The sequence below is a fragment of the Bradyrhizobium sp. GW821-FHT13H06 genome (assembly GCF_058803975.1).
The window spans coordinates 209,952-232,944 of the sequence record NZ_JBXAPN010000003.1 but is presented as its reverse complement, the minus strand read 5'-3'; the positions used below and the strand labels follow the sequence as shown (position 1 = coordinate 232,944).

Annotated in this window: 21 protein-coding genes; 8 read left to right on the top strand and 13 right to left on the bottom strand. The window is 64.8% G+C overall.

Translation table 11 applies throughout. From position 1 onward, the window contains the following. Positions 1-34 precede the first annotated feature (34 nt). Entirely contained in the window at positions 35-1,609 is a 1,575-nt protein-coding gene (gene ubiB / locus AC1RQP_RS13510; RefSeq protein WP_492937347.1) for a 2-polyprenylphenol 6-hydroxylase, read from the bottom strand. Beyond that, positions 1,606-2,367, bottom strand: a complete 762-nt coding sequence (ubiE, locus tag AC1RQP_RS13505) for a bifunctional demethylmenaquinone methyltransferase/2-methoxy-6-polyprenyl-1,4-benzoquinol methylase UbiE (protein ID WP_492937346.1) — start codon at positions 2,365-2,367, stop codon at positions 1,606-1,608. The genes ubiB and ubiE overlap by 4 nt, the downstream gene beginning before the upstream one ends. Positions 2,368-2,448: 81 nt before the next feature. Here ubiE and mutM point away from each other — a divergent pair, with 81 nt between their 5' ends. After that, positions 2,449-3,354 (top strand): bifunctional DNA-formamidopyrimidine glycosylase/DNA-(apurinic or apyrimidinic site) lyase, encoded by a 906-nt coding sequence (mutM, locus tag AC1RQP_RS13500; protein WP_492937345.1) that lies wholly within the window; start codon positions 2,449-2,451, stop codon positions 3,352-3,354. Between the two features lie 135 nt (positions 3,355-3,489). On the opposite strand, the gene AC1RQP_RS13495 is transcribed toward mutM, so the two are convergent. Continuing rightward, positions 3,490-4,233 (bottom strand): nucleotide-binding protein, encoded by a 744-nt coding sequence (locus AC1RQP_RS13495; RefSeq protein ID WP_492937344.1) that lies wholly within the window; start codon positions 4,231-4,233, stop codon positions 3,490-3,492. 378 nt (positions 4,234-4,611) lie between these two features. Then, positions 4,612-5,970 carry a serine protease gene (locus tag AC1RQP_RS13490; protein WP_492937343.1) on the bottom strand — a complete coding sequence of 453 codons (1,359 nt, stop codon included), beginning with the start codon at positions 5,968-5,970 and terminating at the stop codon, positions 4,612-4,614. A gap of 230 nt (positions 5,971-6,200) precedes the next feature. Between AC1RQP_RS13490 and AC1RQP_RS13485 the strand changes: the two genes are divergently transcribed. Beyond that, positions 6,201-7,004 carry a HesA/MoeB/ThiF family protein gene (locus AC1RQP_RS13485; protein WP_239628437.1) on the top strand — a complete coding sequence of 268 codons (804 nt, stop codon included), beginning with the start codon at positions 6,201-6,203 and terminating at the stop codon, positions 7,002-7,004. A gap of 9 nt (positions 7,005-7,013) precedes the next feature. On the opposite strand, the gene AC1RQP_RS13480 is transcribed toward AC1RQP_RS13485, so the two are convergent. Beyond that, positions 7,014-8,021, bottom strand: coding sequence for an aldo/keto reductase (locus AC1RQP_RS13480; RefSeq protein WP_492937342.1), 1,008 nt, complete (start codon positions 8,019-8,021; stop codon positions 7,014-7,016). Positions 8,022-8,136: 115 nt separating this feature from the next. On the opposite strand from AC1RQP_RS13480, the gene AC1RQP_RS13475 reads away from it, so the two are divergent. Further along, positions 8,137-9,048, top strand: coding sequence for a LysR family transcriptional regulator (locus AC1RQP_RS13475; protein WP_492937340.1), 912 nt, complete (start codon positions 8,137-8,139; stop codon positions 9,046-9,048). A 3-nt stretch (positions 9,049-9,051) separates the two neighbouring features. Here AC1RQP_RS13475 and AC1RQP_RS13470 read toward each other — a convergent pair whose 3' ends face one another. Next, positions 9,052-10,053: a 2-hydroxyacid dehydrogenase gene (locus AC1RQP_RS13470; RefSeq protein WP_492937339.1), complete on the bottom strand. Its 1,002-nt coding sequence runs from the start codon at positions 10,051-10,053 to the stop codon at positions 9,052-9,054. A 323-nt stretch (positions 10,054-10,376) separates the two neighbouring features. Here AC1RQP_RS13470 and AC1RQP_RS13465 point away from each other — a divergent pair, with 323 nt between their 5' ends. Continuing rightward, on the top strand, positions 10,377-10,907 hold the full coding sequence (locus AC1RQP_RS13465) for an SH3 domain-containing protein (protein WP_028176484.1): 531 nt from the start codon (positions 10,377-10,379) through the stop codon (positions 10,905-10,907). A 118-nt stretch (positions 10,908-11,025) separates the two neighbouring features. On the opposite strand, the gene irrA is transcribed toward AC1RQP_RS13465, so the two are convergent. Further along, on the bottom strand, positions 11,026-11,517 hold the full coding sequence (gene irrA / locus AC1RQP_RS13460; protein ID WP_035674497.1) for an iron response transcriptional regulator IrrA: 492 nt from the start codon (positions 11,515-11,517) through the stop codon (positions 11,026-11,028). A gap of 351 nt (positions 11,518-11,868) precedes the next feature. Between irrA and fabA the strand changes: the two genes are divergently transcribed. From fabA to fabI, 3 genes are all read left to right on the top strand, one after another. Then, positions 11,869-12,390, top strand: a complete 522-nt coding sequence (gene fabA / locus AC1RQP_RS13455) for a 3-hydroxyacyl-[acyl-carrier-protein] dehydratase FabA (protein ID WP_239628432.1) — start codon at positions 11,869-11,871, stop codon at positions 12,388-12,390. 39 nt (positions 12,391-12,429) lie between these two features. Further along, positions 12,430-13,653, top strand: coding sequence for a beta-ketoacyl-ACP synthase I (gene fabB / locus AC1RQP_RS13450; RefSeq protein WP_492937338.1), 1,224 nt, complete (start codon positions 12,430-12,432; stop codon positions 13,651-13,653). A gap of 122 nt (positions 13,654-13,775) precedes the next feature. After that, positions 13,776-14,576 (top strand): enoyl-ACP reductase FabI, encoded by an 801-nt coding sequence (fabI, locus tag AC1RQP_RS13445; RefSeq protein ID WP_492937337.1) that lies wholly within the window; start codon positions 13,776-13,778, stop codon positions 14,574-14,576. A 52-nt stretch (positions 14,577-14,628) separates the two neighbouring features. Here the strand turns inward: fabI and AC1RQP_RS13440 are convergent, their stop codons facing one another. The 4 genes from AC1RQP_RS13440 to AC1RQP_RS13425 form a co-directional block, all read right to left on the bottom strand. Next, the gene (locus AC1RQP_RS13440) at positions 14,629-15,225 is read right to left on the bottom strand and encodes a glutathione S-transferase family protein (protein WP_271528975.1); all 597 of its coding nucleotides are present in this window, start codon (positions 15,223-15,225) and stop codon (positions 14,629-14,631) included. 139 nt (positions 15,226-15,364) lie between these two features. Further along, complete coding sequence (locus tag AC1RQP_RS13435; protein ID WP_239628426.1) at positions 15,365-16,213, bottom strand: hypothetical protein; 849 nt, start codon at positions 16,211-16,213, stop codon at positions 15,365-15,367. A gap of 81 nt (positions 16,214-16,294) precedes the next feature. Then, entirely contained in the window at positions 16,295-16,750 is a 456-nt protein-coding gene (locus AC1RQP_RS13430; RefSeq protein ID WP_239628425.1) for a GNAT family N-acetyltransferase, read from the bottom strand. A 5-nt stretch (positions 16,751-16,755) separates the two neighbouring features. Further along, a complete protein-coding gene (locus AC1RQP_RS13425) occupies positions 16,756-17,682 on the bottom strand; it encodes a hydrogen peroxide-inducible genes activator (protein WP_061879924.1) in 927 nt (308 codons plus the stop codon). Positions 17,683-17,796: 114 nt separating this feature from the next. Between AC1RQP_RS13425 and katG the strand changes: the two genes are divergently transcribed. Continuing rightward, on the top strand, positions 17,797-19,962 hold the full coding sequence (katG, locus tag AC1RQP_RS13420) for a catalase/peroxidase HPI (protein WP_492937336.1): 2,166 nt from the start codon (positions 17,797-17,799) through the stop codon (positions 19,960-19,962). A 220-nt stretch (positions 19,963-20,182) separates the two neighbouring features. Here katG and pnp read toward each other — a convergent pair whose 3' ends face one another. Beyond that, positions 20,183-22,345, bottom strand: coding sequence for a polyribonucleotide nucleotidyltransferase (gene pnp / locus AC1RQP_RS13415; protein WP_239628419.1), 2,163 nt, complete (start codon positions 22,343-22,345; stop codon positions 20,183-20,185). Positions 22,346-22,721: 376 nt separating this feature from the next. Next, positions 22,722-22,991 (bottom strand): 30S ribosomal protein S15, encoded by a 270-nt coding sequence (gene rpsO, locus AC1RQP_RS13410; RefSeq protein WP_008540131.1) that lies wholly within the window; start codon positions 22,989-22,991, stop codon positions 22,722-22,724. Between the last annotated feature and the right edge of the window lie 2 nt (positions 22,992-22,993).

Below are 22,993 nucleotides of genomic sequence, written 5' to 3'. Positions count from 1 at the left end.
TAGCGATGCTATCACTCGTGTGATTGCAGTGCAATCACAGATTCCGGACGGCGATCAGGATTCCGATGAATGTCGCGGCGATGATCCACAGCGCCACGGTGCGCCAGCGGTTCTTGCGGCCTTCGCTGCGCCCCATGGCCGCGATGCTGTCCGGCGACAGCCTGATGCCCTCGCGCGTCATGGTCTCGAGCTGCTCAAGGACCTTCACCGACCGCTCGGCGATCTCCGGCAGGCGCATCAGCACGCGCGCGATGTCGCCGGTCCCGGCCAGCGCGCCCTGCACCCGGCCGATGGGCCCGAGATTGCGCTCGATCCATTCGCGTACCACGGGGTCGGCGATCTTCCAGATGTCGAGCTTGGGATCGAAGCCGCGGGCCACGCCCTCGACCACCACCATGGTCTTCTGCAGCAGGATCAGCTCGGGCCGCGTGGTCATGTCGAACAGGCCGGTGACCTCGAGCAGCAGCGTCAGCAGCCGCGCCATCGAGATCTCCTCGGCGGTGCGGTTGTGGATCGGCTCGCCGATGGCGCGGATGGCTTGCGCGAAATTCTCGACCGAATGGTGCGCGGGCACATAGCCCGCCTCGAAATGCACCTCGGCGACGCGGCGATAGTCGCGGGTGATGAAGCCGAGCAGGATCTCGGCGAGGAAGCGCCGCTCCTTCATGCCGAGCCGGCCCATGATGCCGAAATCGACCGCGACGAGCCGGCCGGCGTCATCCAGGAACAGATTGCCCGGATGCATATCGGCGTGGAAGAAGCCGTCGCGCAGCGCGTGCCGCAAGAAGCTCTGGATAATCTTGCGGCCGAGGTCGGGCAGGTCGACCTGCGACTCAGCAAGGCGCTTGTGGTCGTTCAGCGCGATGCCGTCGATCCACTCCATCGTCAGCACGTTGTGCGTGGTGCGATCCCAGTCGACAGTCGGCACGCGGAAATCAGGATCGTCGCGCGTGTTCTCTGCCATCTCCGACAGCGCGGCGGCTTCCAGCCGCAAATCCATTTCCATCGCGACCGAGCGCGACATGGTGTTGATGACCTCGATGAGGCGCAGCCGCCGCGCCTCGGCCGAATGGGCTTCGGCCTTGTGCGCGACGTAGAAGAAATCGGAGAGATCGCGGCGGAAGCGTGCGGCGACGTTGGGCCGCAGCACCTTCACGGCGACCGATTTGCGGATGCCGTCGCGCAGCACTTCGCCACGATGCACCTGCGCGATCGAGGCAGCCGCGACCGGCGGGCCGAAGCTTGCGAAAATGTCCTTCAGCGGTCGCTCCAGCGACGTCGCGATGGCGGCCTCGGCCTCGTCCTGCGGAAACGGCGGCAGGCGATCCTGCAGGCTCTCGAGGTCGCGCGCCATGATGACGCCGACCACGTCGGGACGCGTCGCCAGGAATTGTCCGAGCTTGAGATAGGCCGGGCCCATCCGCGTCAGCGCGCGCGCTATCCGCGGGCCGTGCTTGGTGCCGCGGCGTTCGATGAGGCGCGCCAGTTTCAGTGCGAGCTGTCCCGGCGGCGGCACCAGGCTCGGATCGACCGAGCCGAACACGCCCTCACGCGCGAACACGAACGCGGCGCGGATCAGGCGCGTCATGTGGGTGATGGCAGAGATCACAAACGCCAGCCCGAATGCAGTGCCACGATGCCGCCGGAGAGTGTCTGCCAGCTGACGCGGGAAAAGCCGGTCTCGCGGATCATGTCGGCGAAAGCGGCAGGCTTCGGAAACTTGCGGATCGATTCGACGAGATATTGGTAGGATTCGGCATCGCCAGTGACCATGCGGCCGAGCGGCGGGATCACCTTGAACGAGAACAGATCGTAGAGCTTGTCGAGCCCGGGCATCTCGACGGTGGAGAACTCGAGACAGAGGAAGCGGCTGCCGGGCCTCAGCACGCGATAGGCCTCGCGCAGCGCCAGGTCGATCTGCGGCACGTTGCGTATGCCGAAAGCGATCGTATATGCGTCGAAGCTGCGATCGGCGAAGGCGAGCGTTTCGGCATTGCCTTCGACGAAGTCGACCCGGGTGTCGAGATGCTGCTTGGCGGCGCGTTCGCGGCCCACGGCCAGCATATCGGTGTTGATGTCGCAGACGGTGGCATGGAAACCCGCACCCGCGGCCTTGGCGGCGCGGAACGCGATGTCGCCGGTGCCACCGGCAACGTCGAGCAGCGCGAACGGCCGGTCGCCCCGGGGCGGGTCGAGCGCCGTGATCATGATGTCCTTCCAGACCCGGTGCAGGCCGCCGGACATCAGGTCGTTCATCAAGTCATAGCGCGACGCCACGCTGTGAAACACATCGTTCACCAGCGTCTGCTTGTCGCCCAGGGGGACGTCCCTGAAGCCAAAATGCGTGGTTTCGCCCGGCCGATCCATTACCCTACTCCGCGAGGCGGACCATAGCGCGCCCGCCGCAATGGCGCTATCACACCGCCCTCATAAGGTGAATGCCTGACCATGCCTGAATTGCCAGAAGTCGAGACCGTCCGCCGCGGCCTTCAGCCGGTGATGGAGGGTGCGAAGATCCTCGTCGCGGAGGCCCGCCGGCCGGATTTGCGTTTTCCGTTCCAGCCGGACTTCGTGGCGCGGCTGAAGGGGCAGCTCGTCACCGGACTCGGCCGCCGTGCAAAATATCTCATGGCGGACCTTGCCTCCGGCGACGTGCTCTTGATGCATCTGGGCATGTCGGGCTCGTTCCGCGTCATCAAGCCGGACAACGAAACTCGGCCCGGCGAGTTTCACTATCCGCGGGCCAAGGATTCGACCCACGACCACGTGCTGTTCCGGATGTCCTCCGGCGCCGACATCGTGTTCAACGATCCACGCCGCTTCGGCTACATGAAGGTGATCGCGCGCAATGCGCTCGACGACGAGCCTCTGCTTCGCGGCCTCGGACCCGAGCCGCTCGGCAACGAATTCGACGCCGCGATGCTGGCGCGCTCCTGCGCCGGCAAGACCACCAGCCTGAAGGCCGCGCTGCTCGACCAGCGCGTCGTGGCAGGGCTTGGCAACATCTATGTCTGCGAGGCGCTGCACCGCTCGCATCTGTCGCCGCGCCGGATCGCCGCGACCTTGTCGACGAAGTCCGGACAACGCAAAGGCGTCGCCGGGGGCGAGCCAACGGACCACGCCAAGCGATTGGTCGGCGCGATTCACACCGTGTTGAACGATGCCATCAAGGCCGGCGGCTCGAGCCTGCGCGACCATCGCCAGACGTCAGGCGAACTCGGCTACTTCCAGCACTCATTCAAGGTCTACGACCGCGAAGGCGAGAAATGCACGACGCCGCGCTGCGGCGGCACGATCAAGCGGTTCACGCAGAACGGCCGGTCGACCTTCTGGTGTCCGAAATGTCAGAAGTGAAGCCGCAATCGTCATATCGAGGAGCTCCTGCGACGAAGCAATCCGGCCGGGGCTGGTCGCCGGATTGCTTCGTCGCCTGGGCTCTTTCTGCGGATGGCGAAGAAGCCCCGCCTGGCGGCTGAGCGAGCGCCCCGCTCAGGACGCCGATGTGGTGGTCTCGTCCGCGGCAAGGCCAGCGGCGGCGTGCAACATGCCGTCGGCGGCCGACATCACCTGCTCGATCAGGACATTGGTCGGGGCCTTGAGCTCCAGCCGGGTCTGGATCCAGCGCCAGAGGCCGCGGATCTCGTCCGCTGATTTGCCGTTCGGCGCGAATTCGCTCACGGCAAGGCCGCTGGCGAGCGAATCCTGGTGGTCGTTGCGCATCACGATCAGTGGACGCGCGAGCACGTCGGCGAGATCGAGCGAAGCTTCTTCAGCGAGGGTGTTGGCCGCGTTGTCGATCCGCTGGCCGCGGATCGGCGTCTGGTTCAGCACGAAGCCGAAGGGCCGCCTCCAGGCGCGCGCGACGCTCAGCGTCGAGGCGGTGGCCTCGATGTCGGCGACGCTCGGGCGGGCCGGGATCAGGCAGAGGTCGGAATGGCGGATTGCGGCGGTGGTCGCGGCGCTGAGACCGGCCGCGGTGTCGACGATCGCGAGCTGGAGGCCGCTGTCGGCGAGCATCTTCAGGCGCGGCTGGATATCGGCGGCGTGATAGATCGGCTCGACGATGAGATCGTCGGTGGTGCGGCGGCGTTGCCAGTTGGACAGGGTGCCCTGCGGGTCGGTCTCGATCAGGCGAACGGTGAAGCCGGACTGCCTAGCCGCCAGCGCGAGACCGACGGCGAGTGTGCTCTTGCCACTGCCGCCCTTTTGGGTGGCCAGTACGATCGTGTGCATTGAAGTTCAATCCTTTGGAGGGCTGGGTCAGGAATACGCCACGCGAACGTGCACCGCTTTGCGATGCTGAGCTCTTCTCGCTCAGGACGTGCCGGCCCGATCCAAAGGGGATCGCGGGGGTCCGAATCAACGGTAACGATGATGGCGGAATGGGGAATGCCAGCGAATCCGTACCATTACCGGACCCGTAATCGTACGTAAGGTGCTGCCGATCGGTCTCCTGCCCCGGACAAAGCGCAGTGCGAAAGCGATGCGCTGCCGAGCCGGGGCCCGGAAGCCGCAAGCGGAGCTGTCGACGCATGGGTCCCGGCGCAGCGGAGCGGCATTTCATGCCGCGCCGCGTCCGGGGCACGAGAGAGAGCGGTGATGTTGCCCGTCCTACTTGCGCACGCAGATCACGCGCACGACGGCGGCTTTCGCATCCGTCGACGTGCCGTTCGCAGCGACGCCGTTCGCCTTCAGGAAATCCCGTATCCTCTCGGCGGAGACCATCACGGCCTGTGACGCCGGCACCGACGTCGCAGGTCCTGCAACCATTGCCGGCTTCAGCAGCGCCATGCCGGCGAATTTGCCGTCGGCGTCGATGGCCGGGCTGCCGGAGAATCCGATCGCCGGCGGCGGGGACAGTGCGGAAGCGCTCTGCGTGGCCGCCGCCAGCGCAGCCTTGACGCTCGACACGCCGGCCGCGCCGCCCTGGCCCTGCGGATCGGCGATGCCGACGATGTCGACATTCGCCTTCGCTGCGCCGCCGGCGAGGCTGAGCGGCTTCAGGGCGCGGGCGCCGTAGATGTGCAGGAGCGCGAGATCATGCTCCTTGTCCTCGGCGAGGCGGTCGGCGTTGCCATGACCGGCGATCGTGATCGCGAGGCAGCCATCGGTGACGAGGCGGTCGGTGACGATCGCACCGTCGTCGCTGACGACGATGCCGGTGCCGTATTCGACGGTCTTGCGCGGCGGCGGCCCGGCTTGCGGTCCGGACGGAAATGCATTGAAGGCGCTCGACATCGCGATCACGACCGGCTCGACCGTGTTCTCGGTCGCCTGGTCGTAGACGATCGTCATGGTGCGGACCTCGTCACCCTTGAAGGTGCCGCGGACATAGAACTTCTTCAGGCCCTGCAAGCCCGACAGCACGAAGAAGTCGGGCTTCACCACGGTGTAGTCGACCTTGCGCCCGGATGGCTCCTTCTCCAGATCGGCGAGCTTTGCCGAGGTCGGGTTCACCTCCTTGCGGCGGCTGAGCAGCACCTGAACGGTGCCGGTCGGCGAGGTCCATTTCGAGCCGTTGGCGTCGCTTGCCTGCTGCGGCACCAGCTTGCCGGGGATGCCGAGCCGGGCGCCGCTGGTCGGCTCCGTCACGATCTTCCAGCCGACGCTCTCCTGCTTCTTTCGCGCCGCCTCGGCGAGCGCGGCGCGCTCCTGCGGATTGAGCACGCCGGTCGGCTTGCCGCCCCTGGTCTTCTGGTATTCCTTGATGGCGTTGACCATGCGCTCGCTGACGTCGCCGGTGATGGCGCCGTTATATTGGCCGACCCAGGCGAGGTTGGACTGGAGCGACAGCCGCTCCGCTTTTGCCATGGCATCGGCCGTCGCCGACGGCGTCTGCATCGCGGGAGGCTGGATCGGTACGGTCTGGACCGTTTTCGGCTTGGTGCCGGGGACCTGTGGCGGCGTCATCTGGGCGTTCGCGCCTGTGGCGGCCGCAAACATCAGTGTTGCCGCAAGCATCGATCTCATGACAAATCCAGCCAGCCCATTGAACGCAGTGTCATTGAAGCACATCTCGTTGGTCGCGAACAATGTTGGGGTGGTTCAGGCGCTTGGTGGCCACGAACTGAGCTCCTCATCCTGAGGAGCGGCCCGGAGGCCGCGTCTCGAAGGATGGCTGCAGGCGAGATCGGGGCCTTCATGGTTCGAGACGGCGCTTTGCGCCTCCTCACCATGAGGGGTGAGAGGAACGAAAGACGATGCTGAGCCCGGACGAACTCGAACGCTATGCCCGCCATATCGTGCTGCGCGACGTCGGCGGGCCGGGCCAGGCTGCGCTGAAGCGGGCCTCCGTGCTGGTGATCGGCGCCGGCGGGCTCGGCGCCCCCGCGCTGATGTATCTGGCTGCCGCCGGCATCGGCACGCTGGGCGTGGTCGACGACGACGTGGTCTCGCTGTCGAATCTGCAGCGCCAGGTCATCCACACCACGCCCGATATCGGCCGCCACAAGGTCGAGAGCGCCGCCGAGCGGATCTCGGCGCTCAATCCGCATGTCCGCTTCGTCGGCCACGCCACCTGGCTCAACGCGGACAACGCGCTCAGCCTGATCGGCGACTATGACCTCGTGCTCGACGGCTCCGACAATTTTTCGACGCGCTATCTCGTCTCCGACGCCTGCTTCTTCGCGAAGCGGCCGTTGATCACGGCGGCGCTCGGCACTTTCGACGGCTCGCTCACCACCATCCGCGCGCATGAGACGAACGAGCAGGGCGAATTCAATCCGACCTATCGCTGCCTGTTTCCGGAAGCACCCCCACCCGGAACCGTTCCGGCCTGTGCGGAGGCCGGAGTCATGGGGGCACTCGCGGGCGTGCTCGGCTCGATGATGGCGCTGGAAGCGATCCGCGAGATCGTCGGTTTCGGCGACGGCCTCGTCGGCCGTCTCCTGATGATCGATGCGCGCGCGATGCGCTTCGAGACGCTGCGCTACGGGCGCGATCCGGCCAATCCGCTCAACGGCGACGGGCCTGTGATCAGCGATCTCAGCGCCCATCGCACCTGATTGCCGCCGCTACCTCGTGGCCGGTTTCTCGCTGTCGAGATGCGCCATCTGCTCGGCCGCGTAACGCGTGCCCGAAGCGACGTCCGGCGGGAAGGCTTTCGCCAATGCTGCGAGATGAGCTTGCGTCAGCGTCACCTTGGTTGTGCCGAGCGCTTCAGCCAGACGGTTGCGGGTCCGGGCGCCGACCAGTGGCACGATCGCCGGGCCCTGCGCCGCCACCCAGGCGATCGCGACCTGCGCAGGCGTCGCGCCGACCTCATTCGCGATCGCGCGCAGAGAATCCACCAGCGCGAGATTGGCATCGAGGTTCGCGCCCTGGAAGCGCGGCGTCATCAGCCGATAGTCCTTGCCGGCCTTGCCCGAATCCTTCGACCAGTGACCGCTGATCAGGCCGCGCGCCAGGACGCCATAGGCGGTGATGCCGATGCCGAGCTCGCGGCAGGTCTTGAGAATGTCGCGTTCGATGCCGCGCTCGATCAGCGAATATTCGATCTGGAGATCGGCGATCGGATGCACCGCATGCGCGCGGCGGATGGTGTCGGCGCCGACCTCGGACAGGCCGATATGCCTGACGTAGCCGGCCTTCACGAGATCGGCGAGGGCGCCGACGGTCTCTTCGATGGGAACGTTTGGATCGAGCCGCGCCGGACGATAGATGTCGACATGGTCGGTGCCGAGCCGCTGGAGCGAATAGGCGAGGAAGTTCTTGGTTGCGGCCGGCCGGCAGTCCATGCCGATGAAGTCGCCGGCGGGGCCGCGTAGCGCGCCGAACTTGACGCTGATCCGCACCTTCTCGCGTGAAACGTCCTTGAGCGCCTCGCGGATCAGCATTTCATTGTGGCCCATGGCGTAGAAATCGCCGGTGTCGAGCAGCGTGATGCCCGCATCGAGCGCCGCATGGATGGTGGCGATGCTCTCGCCGCGATCGGAGGGACCATAGGCGTCGGACATGGCCATGCAGCCGAGACCGAGGCTCGAGACGGTGGGGCCGGTTGAACCGAGTTTTCGTTGTTCCATGATGGCTCTCCTCGAAGGGCGGCGGCTGAGCGCCGCGTGACGAGGCAGATATGCGCCCGACCGATTGAGCCGATAAGCTGGACAATCCGGAATGGCTTGTTCACATTAGCGAACAATGGCCGAGCCTGACCTGCGCGATCTCGATGTCTTCATGGCGGTCGCCCGCACCCGCAATTTCCGGCGTGCGGCGGTCGAAATTCGTGTGTCGGTGTCGAGTCTCAGCCAGCGGCTCCGGGACCTGGAGGAGCGCCTCGGCGTCCGCCTGATGAACCGCACCACGCGCAGCGTCGCGCTGACCGAGGCGGGCGAACTGCTGCTGTCGCGCGTCGCTCCGGCCTTGCGCGATGTTGGCGATGCCCTGGATCAGGTGCGCGGACTGCGCGAGGTCGCCTCGGGCCGCCTCCGCATCAACGCGCCCCCGCCGGCGGTCGATCTGGTGCTGGCGCCGATGGTCGGGCCGTTTCTGGCGGCGCATCCGCAGGTCGATCTCGACATCGTTTCCGAGAGCGGGTTCGTCGACATCGTCAGCGCCGGCTTTGATGCCGGCGTCCGTTACGGCGAGCACCTCGCGCAGGACATGGTGGCGGTCTCCCTGAGTGGTCCGCAGCGTTACGTCATCGTGGCCTCGCCTGCGTACCTTGCGCGCCGCGGCAAGCCGAAGCATCCGAAGGATATTCTCGATCATGACTGCATCCGCGCCCGCTATTCGAGCGGGGTCATGCATGATTGGGAGTTCGAGAAGAAGGGTCAGATCATGAAGGTCGATCCGCCGGCCAAGCTGATCTCGACCAATATGGGCCTCGCCATGCGCGCCGCGCTCGACGGTGTCGGCGTGTGGGCAACGCTCGATGGCTACGTGCATGATGCCGTGAAGTCCGGCGCGCTGGTCAGCCTGATGGAGGATTGGTGCGAGCCGTTTCCCGGACCGTTCCTGTACTATCCAAGCCGCCGCCAGACGCCGCCTGCGCTGCGGGCCTTCATCGATTTCGTCGCGGATTGGCGCAAGCGGGAAGGGCGCGGGACGTAAGCCTCAGAGCATGCTCGGCAGCACGCGATCCGGCGGCTTGTGGGCGTCGAGGAAGGTACGGATGTTGATGATCACCTTCTCGCCCATCTCGACGCGGCCTTCGATCGTGGCCGAGCCCATATGCGGCAGCAGCGTCACCTTGCCGGCCCTGGCGAGCCGCACCAGCTTCGGGTTGATTGCGGGCTCGTGCTCGTAGACGTCGAGGCCGGCGCCGGCAATCTCGCCGCCTTCGATCAACTTGATCAACGTGTCCTCGTCGGTCACCTCGCCGCGCGCGGTGTTGACGATGTAGGCGTCCTTGCGGATCAGCTTCAGCCGTCGCGCCGAGAGCAGGTGATAGGTCGCGGGCGTGTGCGGACAATTCACCGAGATGATGTCCATCCGCGCCAGCATCTGGTCGAGGCTTTCCCAATAGGTCGCGCCGAGCTCTTCGGCGATGACGGGAGCGACGGGACGGCGGTTGTGATAGTGGATCTGAAGGCCGAATGCGCGCGCGCGGCGCGCCACCGCCTGGCCGATGCGGCCCATGCCGATGATGCCGAGACGCTTGCCGCCGATGCGATGGCCCAGCATCCAGGTCGGCGACCAGCCCGCCCAGGGCTTTCCCTCGGTCAGGATTGAGGCGCCTTCGATCATCCGCCGCGGCACGGCGAGGATCAGCGCCATGGTCATATCAGCGGTGTCTTCGGTCAGAACCTTCGGCGTATTGGTGACGGTGATGCCACGGGCATGGGCGGCTGCAACGTCGATATTGTCGACGCCGTTGCCGAAATTGGCGATCAGGCGGAGCTTGCAGTCGGGCTGGTTCACGACATCGGCGCTGATGTGATCGGTCACGGTCGGAACCAGCACGTCGGCGGTGCGCGCGGCTTCCGCGATCTGGTCGGGTGACATCGGCGTGTCCTCGAGATTGATGCGCGCGTCGAACAGCTCGCGCATTCGCGTCTCGATCGAATCCGGCAGCTTGCGCGTCACGACGACGAGGGGCTTTTTCTTCACCGACATGTCCTGCTCTCATGAGGCGTCGCGGTCCGCCTCTGTCGCCAAAGGCCGGCCGTTGAGGCCTCATTAACCCGGTTGTTCGACACTGCCCTTGCCGTGTCCGTCCCCGGCGATTCCTCCAAGCTCTCCCGACATTTCCGGCCGGAAAATCGGGGCAAACTGGTTGTTCAAATGCCCGTCCTCTCTAGCAGAAGGCCGGGCCAAGACAAGAACCACGGGCCAAGGCTTGGAACCCGCGTGGGGCGGGAAAAGGGGCAGACGCGGCAGGGTTTTGGAATTTGGGGTGAGGATCCGGTTTTGCCGGGTCTTCGACAGGAGACGGGTTGATGGCGTTGGGGCGTTTTTGTTCGGTGATGGCGCTCGTTTGCACCTGGTTGAGCGCCTCGGTCGGCCCCTCGCATTCGGCGAAGGACAATACCCCGCAGACCGCCAGCGGCTTGCCGGTGCCGCGCTATGTCAGCCTCAAATCGGATCACGTGAACGTCCGCGCCGGCCCGACCAAGGACAATGACGTCGCCTGGGTCTACACCCGCGCCGGCCTGCCGGTCGAAATCACCGCCGAGTTCGAGAACTGGCGCCGGGTGCGCGATTCCGAGGGGGCCGAGGGCTGGGTCTATCACTCGCTGCTGTCGGGCCGCCGCACCGCGGTCGTCACCATGAAGCACAAGGACGACCTCGCCCCGATCTACGACCGGCCCGATCCCGACAGCGCGGTTGCAGCAAAGCTCCAGGCCGGCGTCGTCACGCAGGTGAAGAAGTGCGCTGCAAACTGGTGCCGCGTCATCGGCAACGGCTTTGACGGCTGGATCCAGCAGGAGCGCCTCTGGGGCGTCTATTCGGACGAGCAGGTGAATTGACGCCGCAGGCATGCCCGGGCTCGTCCCGGGCATCCACGTACTTTCACGCTTAGCCCAAGAACGTGGATGGCCGGGACAAGCCCGGCCATGACGATCAGATCAGCGATGTAGGACGACCTCAGCGCTTCTTGCGCAGGCGCACGACCATGTCGATGCGGGAGATCTCGTAGCCCTCGGGCACCTCCGGCATCTTCGACAGCGCCAGATGCGGGTCCTCGATGTCGACCAGCTCGTGGCTGTTCTCGAGGTAGTAGTGATGGTGGGTCGTGACGTTGGTGTCGAAATAGGTCTTGGTGCCGTCGACGCTGACCTGGCGGAGCAGGCCGGCATCGGTGAGCTGGTTCAACGTGTTGTACACGGTCGCCAGCGATACCGGAACCTTGGCCAGCGTCGCTTCCTCGTAGAGCATTTCAGCCGTGAGGTGACGTGCACCCTTGCCGAACAGCAGCCAGCCGAGCGCCATGCGTTGGCGCGTCGGACGGAGCCCCGCGGACTGGAGCATTTCGTTGACGTCGTGCCACGGGCAGCCGGTCAAAGCCGGCTGGCGGCCGGACAGGAGGGCCGCAGCATGGGCGTCGTCGTCGTAGTGGGACGCGGTATTCTCGGTCATTTCCAGATTTCGGGCACGCGTGAACAATATCTCTTTGTAGTATAAGAAGAGAAAGATGCAGATGCAAGTTTCTCGCAACTAGAGAGGTTCTAATCAGGCTTGGAACCGCGTGGTGAGCGCGTCATTTTACCTTCATGGATGCGCTTTGCCACCCGAAATGGCCTGTGTTAGAGAGCGCGCGGTTCCGCTTAGCCGATTTTGGCGCAGCCGAGCATGAAGGCTTGGTTCGCAGTCCATCCGGGGCTTGCGCGAGTCGCGGCCGACGGTGGCAATTGGCGTTGCTGTCCGATCGAGACGGGGCCATTTTCGCCAAAGAACGCCGCTCAATCGGGATTGAACAGAGGCTCGTGAATGCTGAACAGGCGCAACGGTTATGATTACGAAGATCTGCTGGCCTGTGCCCGCGGCGAGATGTTCGGTCCGGGCAATGCCCAGCTGCCGCTGCCGCCGATGCTGATGTTCGACCGCATCACGGAGATCACCGACAATGGCGGCGAATTCGGCAAGGGCCTGGTGCGCGCCGAACTCGACGTGAAGCCTGACCTCTGGTTTTTCGGCTGCCATTTCAAGAACGACCCGGTGATGCCGGGCTGCCTCGGCCTGGATGCGCTGTGGCAAATGGTCGGCTTTTACCTCGGCTGGGTCGGCGGCGAAGGCCGCGGCCGGGCGCTCGGCCTGAGCGAGCTGAAGTTCGGCGGCCAGGTGCTGACCGACGCCCGCAAGGTTGTGTACAACATCGACATCAAACGCGTGATGCGGGCAAAGCTGGTGCTCGGCATCGCCGACGGGTGGCTTTCGGTCGATGACCAGATTATTTATCGCGCCAAGGATCTGAAGGTCGGCCTGTTCAAGCAGGGCACCAACCTGGTCTGAGCGCATCACCAAGAAGACAACGATTGAGGCGAGGCTGTCATGAGGCGGGTTGTGGTCACCGGAATGGGCATCGTCTCGTCCATCGGAAACAACACCCAGGAAGTGCTTGCGAGCCTTCACGAGGCGAAGTCTGGCATTTCGCGGGCAGGGAAATATGCCGAGCTCGGCTTCCGTTCGCAGGTGCAAGGTGAGCCCACGCTCGATCCGTCGACGGTGGTCGACCGCCGCGCGATGCGTTTCCTCGGCCAGGGTGCGGCGTGGAATCACGTCGCGATGGAGCAGGCGATCCAGGACTCCGGCCTGTCGCCGGATGAAGTCTCCAACATCCGTACCGGCATCATCATGGGCTCCGGCGGTCCCTCGGCCCGCACCATCGTCGAAGCCGCCGACATCACCCGCTCCAAGGGACCCAAGCGCGTCGGCCCGTTTGCCGTGCCGAAGGCGATGTCTTCCACGGCCTCCGCGACGCTTGCAACCTGGTTCAAGATCAAGGGCGTGAACTATTCGATCTCCTCGGCCTGCGCGACGTCGAACCATTGCGTCGGCAACGCCTATGAGACGATCCAGATCGGCAAGCAGGACATCATCTTCGCCGGCGGCTGCGAGGAGCTGGACTGGTCGCTGTCGGTGCTGTTCGACGCCATGGGCGCGATGTCCTCGAAATACAACGACACGCCGGCCACGGCCTCGCGTCCCTACGACCTCAATCGCGATGGCTTCGTCATCGCCGGCGGCGCCGGCGTGCTGGTGCTGGAAGAGCTTGAGCATGCCAAGGCGCGCGGTGCGCGGATCTATGGCGAGATCGTCGGCTATGGCGCGACCTCGGACGGCCACGACATGGTGGCGCCTTCGGGCGAAGGCGCCGAGCGCTGCATGCGCATGGCGATGTCGACGGTGAAGACCAAGGTCGACTACATCAATCCGCACGCGACCTCGACACCCGCCGGCGATCCGCCGGAGATCGAGGCGATCCGGAAGGTGTTCGGCGTCGGCGAGAAGTGCCCGCCGATCTCGGCGACCAAGGCGCTGACCGGCCACTCGCTGGGCGCCACCGGCGTGCAGGAAGCGATCTATTCGCTGCTGATGATGAACAACGGCTTCATCTGCGAGAGCGCGCACATCCAGGAGCTCGATCCCGTGTTCGCCGACATGCCGATCGTGCGCAAGCGCATCGACAACGTCAAGATCGGCACCGTGCTGTCGAACTCCTTCGGCTTCGGTGGCACCAACGCCACGCTGGTGTTCAGCCGGCTGGATGCGTGACATCATTGTTGGTGCATTGTTGATTTCTTCGTCATGGCCGGGCTCGTCCCGGCCATCCACGTCTTGGCCTCAAGCATCGAAGCGATGGACCCGGCCACGGCGAAGCGGAAGGTGATGGTGAGATGGAAGGTCTGATGAAAGGCAAGCGCGGTCTGATCATGGGCATCGCCAATGATCACTCGATCGCCTGGGGCATGGCGCGGACGCTGCATGCCCATGGCGCAGAGCTTGCCTTCACCTTCCAGGGCGAGGCGCTCGGCAAGCGCGTGAAGCCGCTGGCGGAGCAGCTTGGCGTGGATCTGGTTCTGCCTTGCGACGTCGAGGACATCGCCAGTGTCGATGCCACCTTCGCTGCGCTCCGCGAGCAATGGGGCCGGCTCGACTTCGTGATCCACGCGATCGGCTTTGCCGACAAGAACGAGCTCAAGGGCCGCTACGCCGACACCAGCCGCGAGAATTTCTCGCGCACCATGGTGATCTCCTGCTTCTCGTTCACGGAGGTCGCAAAACGCGCCGCCGAGCTGATGACGGAAGGCGGCAGCATGATCACGCTGACCTTCGGCGCGTCGGAGCGCGCGATGCCGAATTACAACGTGATGGGCGTGGCGAAGGCGGCGCTGGAAGCTTCCGTGCGCTATCTCGCCGCCGATTTCGGACCGCACGGCATCCGCGTCAACGCGATCTCCGCGGGCCCCATCCGCACGCTCGCCGGCTCCGGCATCGGCGAGGCGCGGGCGATGTTCGCCTTCATGCAGAAGCACTCCCCGCTCCGTCGCGGCGTCACGCTCGACGACCTCGGCGGCTCGGCGCTGTATCTGCTGTCGGATCTCTCCGGCGGCGTGACCGGCGAGATCCACTACGTGGATTCCGGCTACAACGTCATCCTGATGCCGCGGCCGGACGATCTGAAGACGGAAGGCTGACCCGTAAGCATGATCTTTCGGAAAACCGCTGCACACTTTTCCGAATCATGCGCTAACCGGCCGCGATCTTCTCCGCGCGCTGGAACGCCGGCCGCGCCATGCAGCGCGCCAGATAGGCGTCGAAGGCCGGCCGCGACGGCACCATCTTGAACAGCCGTACCGCGAAATTCAGGCCGGAGCCGACCGTGATGTCGGCGGCGGAAAATTCTTCGCCGAGAATCCACGGTCCTTTTTCAAGTGCGGCTTCCAGCACGTCGAACACCTGCGTCGCGCTGCCCCACGCCGCGGTCGAGGTCGGGATCTCGATCTTGGTGAAGATCTGGATGATGGCGGGCTCGATGCAGCCCGGCGAGAAGAACAGCCATTGCAGATAGCGCGCGCGGCGCGGATCGGTCACGCCAGGCGCCAGCTTCGTCTCGGGATAGCGGTCGGCGATGTAGGCGCAGATGGCCGCGGCTTCCCCGAGCGCCGCGTCGCCGTCGGTCAGCGCCGGAACCTTGCCCATCGGATTGATCTTTAGAAAGTCCGGCGTCTTCTGCGCGCCGGTCGAAATATCGGTCAGCACGCGCTCGTAGGGCAGGCCGCTCTCTTCCATCAGCCAAAGCGTCGTGAACGAGCGCGAGCGGGGAGACCAGTAGAGCTTGATCATGGCGAGGAACCTCCTCAACGTGAAGCGCGACGAGGCTCATTCATCGCCTGTCCGTAGCGAATCCGCAACGTACAAGTCCCAATGCGTGGAGGTGATGCCTTGCGACATCTTCGTCGACGGGGCCGCGGCGGCGAGGCGCTTAATCTTCCTTGAGATAGCCGGGGAGAGTCCGGTCGAGCCTCGCCGCAACGAGCGCGCGGGTCCTTTCTCGCAACGTTGTATTGCCCGCCGCGGTGGCAGGAGGATCGGGAAACTGCGAATTGTCGAGCTTGGTGATCGGATCTTCCGTCAGCCTCATGCTCTCGGCGAGATTGGAGCCGAAATTCGCGAAGTGCCGATTGATCGGCTCATAGCTCCTGCCGTCAATCAGGTTGACCGCAACATTGGCGAACAAATGCGAATGTCTGGCGAAAGAGCCGAGGCCCCGGCTGTAGGCGCCGATGCCGTCCAGAACCAGGCTGGAGCCTTGCAATTCGGTCTTGTACCTCGTCACCACGAGATAGCGGTCGCAATTCGCATTGGCGGTGATGTTGCGAACGATGGCCGGTAAACGCTCGCTCGGATCCGGAAAGAGCCTGGATTTCGGATTGTAGAATGGCTCGAACGCTCCCTTGGGGTAGCTGATCTTCCTGATCGACGGATCAGCGCCGCTTGCGGCACGCACACGCGCCAGCGGGATGTCGTCAAGGCTCCAATCGTCGATCGGAATCTCGTTGAATTCGGTCTCGAACACCGTGAGGCCGAACTTCTCGACCGAGAACCGACCGCCGATCGCTGAAATGACGCCCAGGCGGCAAGGGCCGGTCTCGATCGCTGCCGGCTGCTTCGTGGCCGCATTGGCCTTCGCTGCATTTGGCTTGGCGGCGGGTTTCTTGACAGCCGGTTTGACCGGCGCGCCAGGAGCCGCCGATGTGGGGACCTCGGCCCATCCAGTGGCAGTCAGGCACGATGAAGCGAGGACGATGGCGACGATGAAACGACAGAACATGATCGGGGAATGAGCGGTCGAAAGTGTGAGAGCTGCAAAACTAGAGCGTGTAAGCCGCGCCTGCAAGCATGGCGCGCGGCTTCAAGCTGCCCTCTTCCACCGATAATATTTCATCATGAACCCATTCGACGGCTCGATCTCTTCCTTCTCGAATACAAAACCCTCGCGCTCGTACCAGCGCCAGGCCTTTTCGTTCTCGCGCACGCAACGCAGGTACATTTCATCGGGCATCTGCGTCCGCGCAAACGCGAGCAGTCGCCGCCCGAGCGAACGACCCTGATAGTCTGGCGCGATGAAGAGCATGTCGAGATAGAGCTTTGGCACATGCAGCGCCAGCATCGCAGCGACCGTGCCGTTGTCGTCGGCGACGAACAGGCTCCAGCCGTTCGCGATCTCGCGCCTGATGCGCGCACGCAAGTTGGCCAGGAGGAAGTCGCTCGTCTCGGCAAGCCCGGTCGAGGCCCAGCTCTCCATCCAGACGCGGCCGACCTCATCATACTCGTCTGCGCGGGCAGGGCGGATGACAGGGTGCGGCATCGGAGCTAGGCCCGCTGGCTGCGCACGCTCTGACGCGCGCGCACCTTGCCGGCCGACAGGCAGACCACCTCGGAGATTTGCAGCAGCTGCCGTGCGAGCGGGCTGGTCTTGCGCCACACCATACCGATGGTGCGCGACGGCTCGGGGTCGCGGAAGCGCGCCAGCGAGACCGAGGCCGATCGCGTCTCCACCGGCACCGCCATCTCCGGGATCAGCGTCACGCCGATGCCAGCGCTGACCATCTGGACCAGCGTCGAGAGCGAGTTGGCGTCCAGCATCTCGCGCGGCGGCGCCGACTGCATGTTGCAGAAGGAGAGCGCCTGGTCGCGGAAGCAGTGCCCCTCCTCCAGCAGCAGAAGCCGCATCTCGCGCATCATCTCGCGCGACGGCACCGGGGTCCCCTCGTCGGAGCCCGGCCGGACCAGCAAGAATTTCTCTTCGAACAGAGCGACCTCGGTGAGCGAGGGCTCCGACACCGGGAGTGCCACGATGGCGGTGTCGAGCCGGCCTTCCACCAGTTCCTGGATCAGCCGGGGAGTCATGGTCTCGCGCACGCGGATATCGAGCTCTGGATGCATGCGCGTGAGATTCTTGGTGATCTTGGGCAGCAGGTAAGGCGCGATCGTCGGGATCATGCCGATGCGCAGGCGGCCGGCGAAGCGGTCCTGCGAGGCCCGGGCGAAATCACCGAGTTCGTCGACCGAGCGCAGGATGTCACGGACGCGCTGGGCGAGCTCCTCGCCGAACCGGGTCAGCGCAACCTGCCGCGCGCTGCGCTCCAGCAGCAGCCCGCCGAGCGTCTCCTCCAGCTCCTTGATTTGCATCGACAGGGCCGGTTGCGAGATGGAACAGGACTCGGCCGCGCGGCCGAAATGGCCGTGGCGCGCCAGCGCATCGAAATACCGCAGCTGGCGCAGCGTCAGATTTATCATAAGAAAATCCTATCGCAGCGATCACTAAAGTCAACTTCCCCTGATGGGATGCGGCGCTTAGAGTGGTTCTACCTGGTCAAGGGCGCGAGTTCGACGCCGCCAGAGGAGGTATTCATGGACGACACTTCGAAGTGCCCGTTTTCGGGCGGAAAACCCGCGCGTGCCAACCGCGACTGGTGGCCAACTCAGCTCGACATCGAGGTCCTGCACAAGAACTCGGACAAGTCCGATCCGATGGACAAGGACTTCGACTACGCCAAGGAGTTCAAGTCGCTCGACCTGAATGCGGTCATCAAGGACCTGACCGCTCTGATGACGGATTCGCAGGAATGGTGGCCCGCCGACTTCGGTCACTATGGCGGCCTCATGATCCGCATGGCCTGGCACAGCGCGGGCACTTACCGCATCACCGACGGCCGCGGTGGCGCCGGAGCCGGTCAGCAGCGTTTCGCGCCGCTCAACAGCTGGCCCGACAACGCCAATCTCGACAAGGCGCGCCGTCTGCTCTGGCCGATCAAGCAGAAATACGGCCGCAAGATTTCCTGGGCCGATCTGATGGTGCTCGCCGGCAACGTCGCGCTGGAATCGATGGGCTTCAAGACCTTTGGTTTCGCCGGCGGTCGCGTCGACGTCTGGGAGCCGGAAGAGCTCTATTGGGGTCCGGAAGGCACCTGGCTCGGCGATGAGCGCTACAGCGGTGAGCGTCAGCTCGCCGAGCCGCTCGGCGCGGTGCAGATGGGCCTGATCTACGTCAATCCGGAGGGGCCGAACGGCAAGCCGGATCCGGTCGCTGCGGCCAAGGACATCCGCGAGACGTTCGCCCGCATGGCGATGAACGACGAAGAGACCGTCGCGCTGATCGCCGGTGGCCACAGCTTCGGCAAGACCCACGGCGCCGGCGATGCGTCGCTGGTCGGTCCGGAGCCGGAAGCGGGCGCGCTGGAAGATCAGGGGCTCGGCTGGAAGAGCAAGCATGGGACGGGCCTGGGTGCTGATTCCATCACCAGCGGCCTCGAGGTGACGTGGACGACGACCCCGACCAAGTGGAGCAACAACTTCTTCGAGAACCTGTTCAATTTCGAATGGGAGCTGACGAAGAGCCCGGCTGGTGCGCAGCAGTGGACGGCCAAGAACGCCGAGGCGATCATCCCCGATGCTTTCGACAAGTCGAAGAAGCATCGGCCGACGATGCTGACGACCGACCTCTCGCTGCGCTTCGATCCCGTGTACGAGAAGATCTCGCGTCGCTTCCTGGAGAACCCGGATCAGTTCGCTGACGCCTTCGCCCGCGCCTGGTTCAAGCTGACCCATCGCGATATGGGCCCGATCCAGCGCTATCTCGGCCCGCTGGTGCCGAAGGAGACGCTGATCTGGCAGGATCCCATTCCGGCCGTCAATCACGAGCTGGTCAGCGATCAGGACATCGCCGCCCTGAAGACCAAGATCCTTGGCTCCGGCCTCTCGGTGTCCGAGCTGGTCTCGACCGCCTGGGCGTCGGCCTCGACGTTCCGCGGCTCCGACAAGCGCGGCGGCGCCAATGGCGCGCGCATCCGCCTTGCCCCGCAGAAGGACTGGGAGGTGAACGAGCCGGCTCAGCTCGCCAAGGTGCTCGGCAAGCTCGAAGCGATCCAGAAGGACTTCAATGCGTCATCCGGCGCGAAGAAGGTCTCGCTGGCGGACCTGATCGTGCTCGGCGGCACCGCCGCGGTCGAGAAGGCCGCCAAAGACGCCGGTGTCGACGTCAAGGTCGGCTTCACGCCGGGCCGCATGGACGCCTCGCAGGAGCAGACGGATGCGGCCTCCTTCGCGCCGCTGGAGCCGCGGGCCGATGGCTTCCGCAACTATATCGGCAAGCGGCATCAGTTCATGCATCCTGAAGAGGCGCTGGTCGATCGCGCGCAGCTGCTGAGGCTGACTGGTCCCGAGATGACGGTGCTGGTCGGCGGCCTGCGGGTGCTCGGTGCGAATGCGAACGGTTCGAAGCACGGCGTCTTCACTTCGAAGCTGGGTACGCTGAGCAACGACTACTTCGTCAACCTGCTCGACATGAGCACGCAGTGGACGCCGTCGGCCGACGGCTCCTATGAGGGGCGCGACCGCAAGACCAACGCGGTGAAGTGGACCAGCACGCGTGTCGATCTCATCTTCGGCGCACACTCGCAGCTCCGCGCCTTCGCCGAGGTCTATGCCACCTCGGACTCCAAGGAGAAGTTCGTCAAGGACTTCGCCAAGGCATGGACCAAGGTGATGAACCTCGACCGGTACGACATCGTGGCGTGAGGTCAGGTTCACCTCTCCCGCTTGCGGGAGAGGTCGACGCGCGAAGCGCGGCGGGTGAGGGTTCTCTCCGCATTGGAAGTCTCTCTGAGGAGACACCCTCTCCCCAGCCCTCTCCCGCAAGCGGGAGAGGGAGCGCATATCGGCCGGAGCATGAATAACGGCACAAACAAAAAGGGCGGCCTCTCGGCCGCCCTTCGTGTTTCTGGCTGGGTGCGAGAGCTTACTCGCCCGCCGCTTCGCGCGGCGCCTTCTCGCCCTCGGCGGCCTTCTCCTTGGCCTCGAGGTCCTCGCCGGTGGTCTGGTCGACCACCTTCATCGACAGGCGGGTCTTGCCGCGGTCGTCGAAGCCGAGCAGCTTGACCTTGACCTTGTCGCCTTCCTTGACGACGTCGGAGGTCTTCTGCACGCGGCTGGAGGCGAGCTGGCTGATGTGGACGAGGCCGTCCTTGGAGCCGAAGAAGTTCACGAAGGCGCCGAACTCCATCACCTTGACGACGGTGCCGTCATAGATCTGGCCGACTTCGGGCTCGGAGGCGATCGACTTGATCCACTTGATCGCGGCCTTCATGGCTTCGCCGTCGCTGGAGGCGACCTTCACGGTGCCGTCGTCCTCGATGTTGACCTTGGCGCCGGTCTTCTCGACGATCTCGCGGATCACCTTGCCGCCGGTGCCGATCACTTCGCGGATCTTGTCGGTCGGGATCTTGAAGGTCTCGATGCGCGGCGCATATTCGCCGAGCTCGGCGCGGGCGTTGGTCAGCGCCTTGGCCATCTCGCCGAGGATGTGGATGCGGCCGTCCTTGGCCTGGCCAAGGGCGACGCGCATGATCTCTTCGGTGATGCCCTCGATCTTGATGTCCATCTGGAGCGAGGTGATGCCCTGCTCGGTACCGGCGACCTTGAAGTCCATGTCGCCGAGATGGTCCTCGTCACCGAGGATGTCGGAGAGAACCGCGAAGCGCTTGTCTTCGAGGATCAGGCCCATCGCGATGCCCGCGGTCGGCCGCTTCAACGGCACGCCCGCATCCATCAGCGCCAGCGAGGCGCCGCAGACCGACGCCATCGACGAGGAGCCGTTGGATTCGGTGATCTCCGACACCACGCGCACCGTGTAGGGGAACTCGTGGTGCGGCGGCAGCACCGGATGGATCGCGCGCCAGGCCAGCTTGCCGTGGCCGATTTCGCGGCGCTTGGTGCCGCCGAGGCGGCCGGTCTCGCCGACCGAGTAGGGCGGGAAGTTGTAGTGCAGCAGGAACGTTTCCTTGTACGTCCCGGACAGCGCGTCGATGTACTGCTCGTCCTCGCCGGTGCCGAGCGTGGTCACGACCATCGCCTGGGTCTCGCCGCGGGTGAACAGCGCCGAACCGTGGGCGCGGGGCAGCACGCCGACTTCGGCGATGATGTTGCGGACCGTCTTGCTGTCGCGGCCGTCGATGCGCTTGCCGGTGTCCAGGATGTTCCAGCGAACGATCTTGGCTTCCAATTCCTTGAACACGCCGGCGACACGGAGCTTGTCGTATTTCGGCTCCTGCCCTTCGGGGAAGTAATGGGCGATCACCTTTTCCTTGACCTTGCCGACCGCGGCGTAGCGATCCTGCTTGACGGGAATCGCGTAGGCGGCGCGCAGCTCCTGCTCGACGAGGCCGAGCATCTCCTTCTCGAGCGCGGCGTTGTCGATCACGGTGACTTCGCGCGGCTCCTTGGCGGCCTTCTCGGCGAGCTCGATGATCGCGTTGATCACCGGCTGGAAGTGGCGGTGACCGAACATCACGGCGCCGAGCATGATGTCTTCGTTCAGCTCCTTGGCTTCCGATTCCACCATCAGCACGGCGTCGGCGGTGCCGGCGACGACGAGGTCGAGCTGGGTGTCGACCATCTCGTCGAGCGTCGGGTTGAGGATGAACTCGTCATTGGCGAAGCCGACGCGCGCTGCGCCGATCGGGCCCTTGAACGGGGCGCCGGACAGGGTCAGCGCAGCCGACGACGCGACCAGCGCGACGATATCCGGGTCGTTCTCCATGTCGTGCGACAGCACGGTGACGATCACCTGGGTCTCATTGCGCCAGCCGTCGACGAACAGCGGGCGGATCGGACGGTCGATCAGGCGGGAGACCAGCGTCTCCTTCTCGGTCGGACGGCCCTCGCGCTTGAAATAGCCGCCGGGGATGCGGCCGGCCGCGTAGGTCTTCTCCTGGTAGTCGACGGTCAGCGGCAGGAAGTCGACGCCTTCGCGCGGCGCCTTCGCCGCGACGACGGTGGCGAGCACCACGGTCTCGCCATAGGTGGCGACGACGGCGCCGTCGGCCTGGCGGGCGATCTTGCCGGTTTCGAGCTTGAGTGGGCGTCCGCCCCAGTCGATCTCGACTGAATGCTTATTGAACATAGTGGTCTTCTTTCATGGGTTCTCGAAAGAAGGGCCGCGTCGAAAAACAAAAACCATGCGCAAGATTGCGGGACGCTGATCGGAGCGGATGATCAGCGTCCTGCGATCCTGCCATGGTTTTTGGATTTCGGATGGCGTCCATCCTTTCGGGTCATACGGGCGCCTTGCCCGTTGTGCCCAGCCGCCGGATTGCTGCTGGACTGTCAGTCGGCACGAACGCGAACACCGAACCGCGGTCTTCACTCTTCATGCCCGGATGCGAATCCTCAAAGACGCGCATCCGACGCGCACGCAGCCTCGATCAAAAACCTTTAAGGAAGCGCTTTCGTTCGAAACCACGCACGAAAACGCGCGCCAGTGGCGCGCGCACGAACACTTAACGACGAATATTGTGCTTCTCGAGCAGCGCCTTGTACCGCGCCTCGTCCTTCTTCTTGAGATAGTCGAGGAGCGAGCGGCGGGTCGAGACCAGCTTCAAGAGGCCGCGACGCGAATGGTTGTCCTTCACGTGGGTCTTGAAATGGTTGGTGAGGTTGTTGATGCGTTCCGACAGGATCGCGACCTGAACCTCGGGCGAGCCGGTGTCGCCGGCCTTGGTGGCATTCGTCTTGATGACTTCCGCTTTGCGTTCTGCGGCAATCGACATCG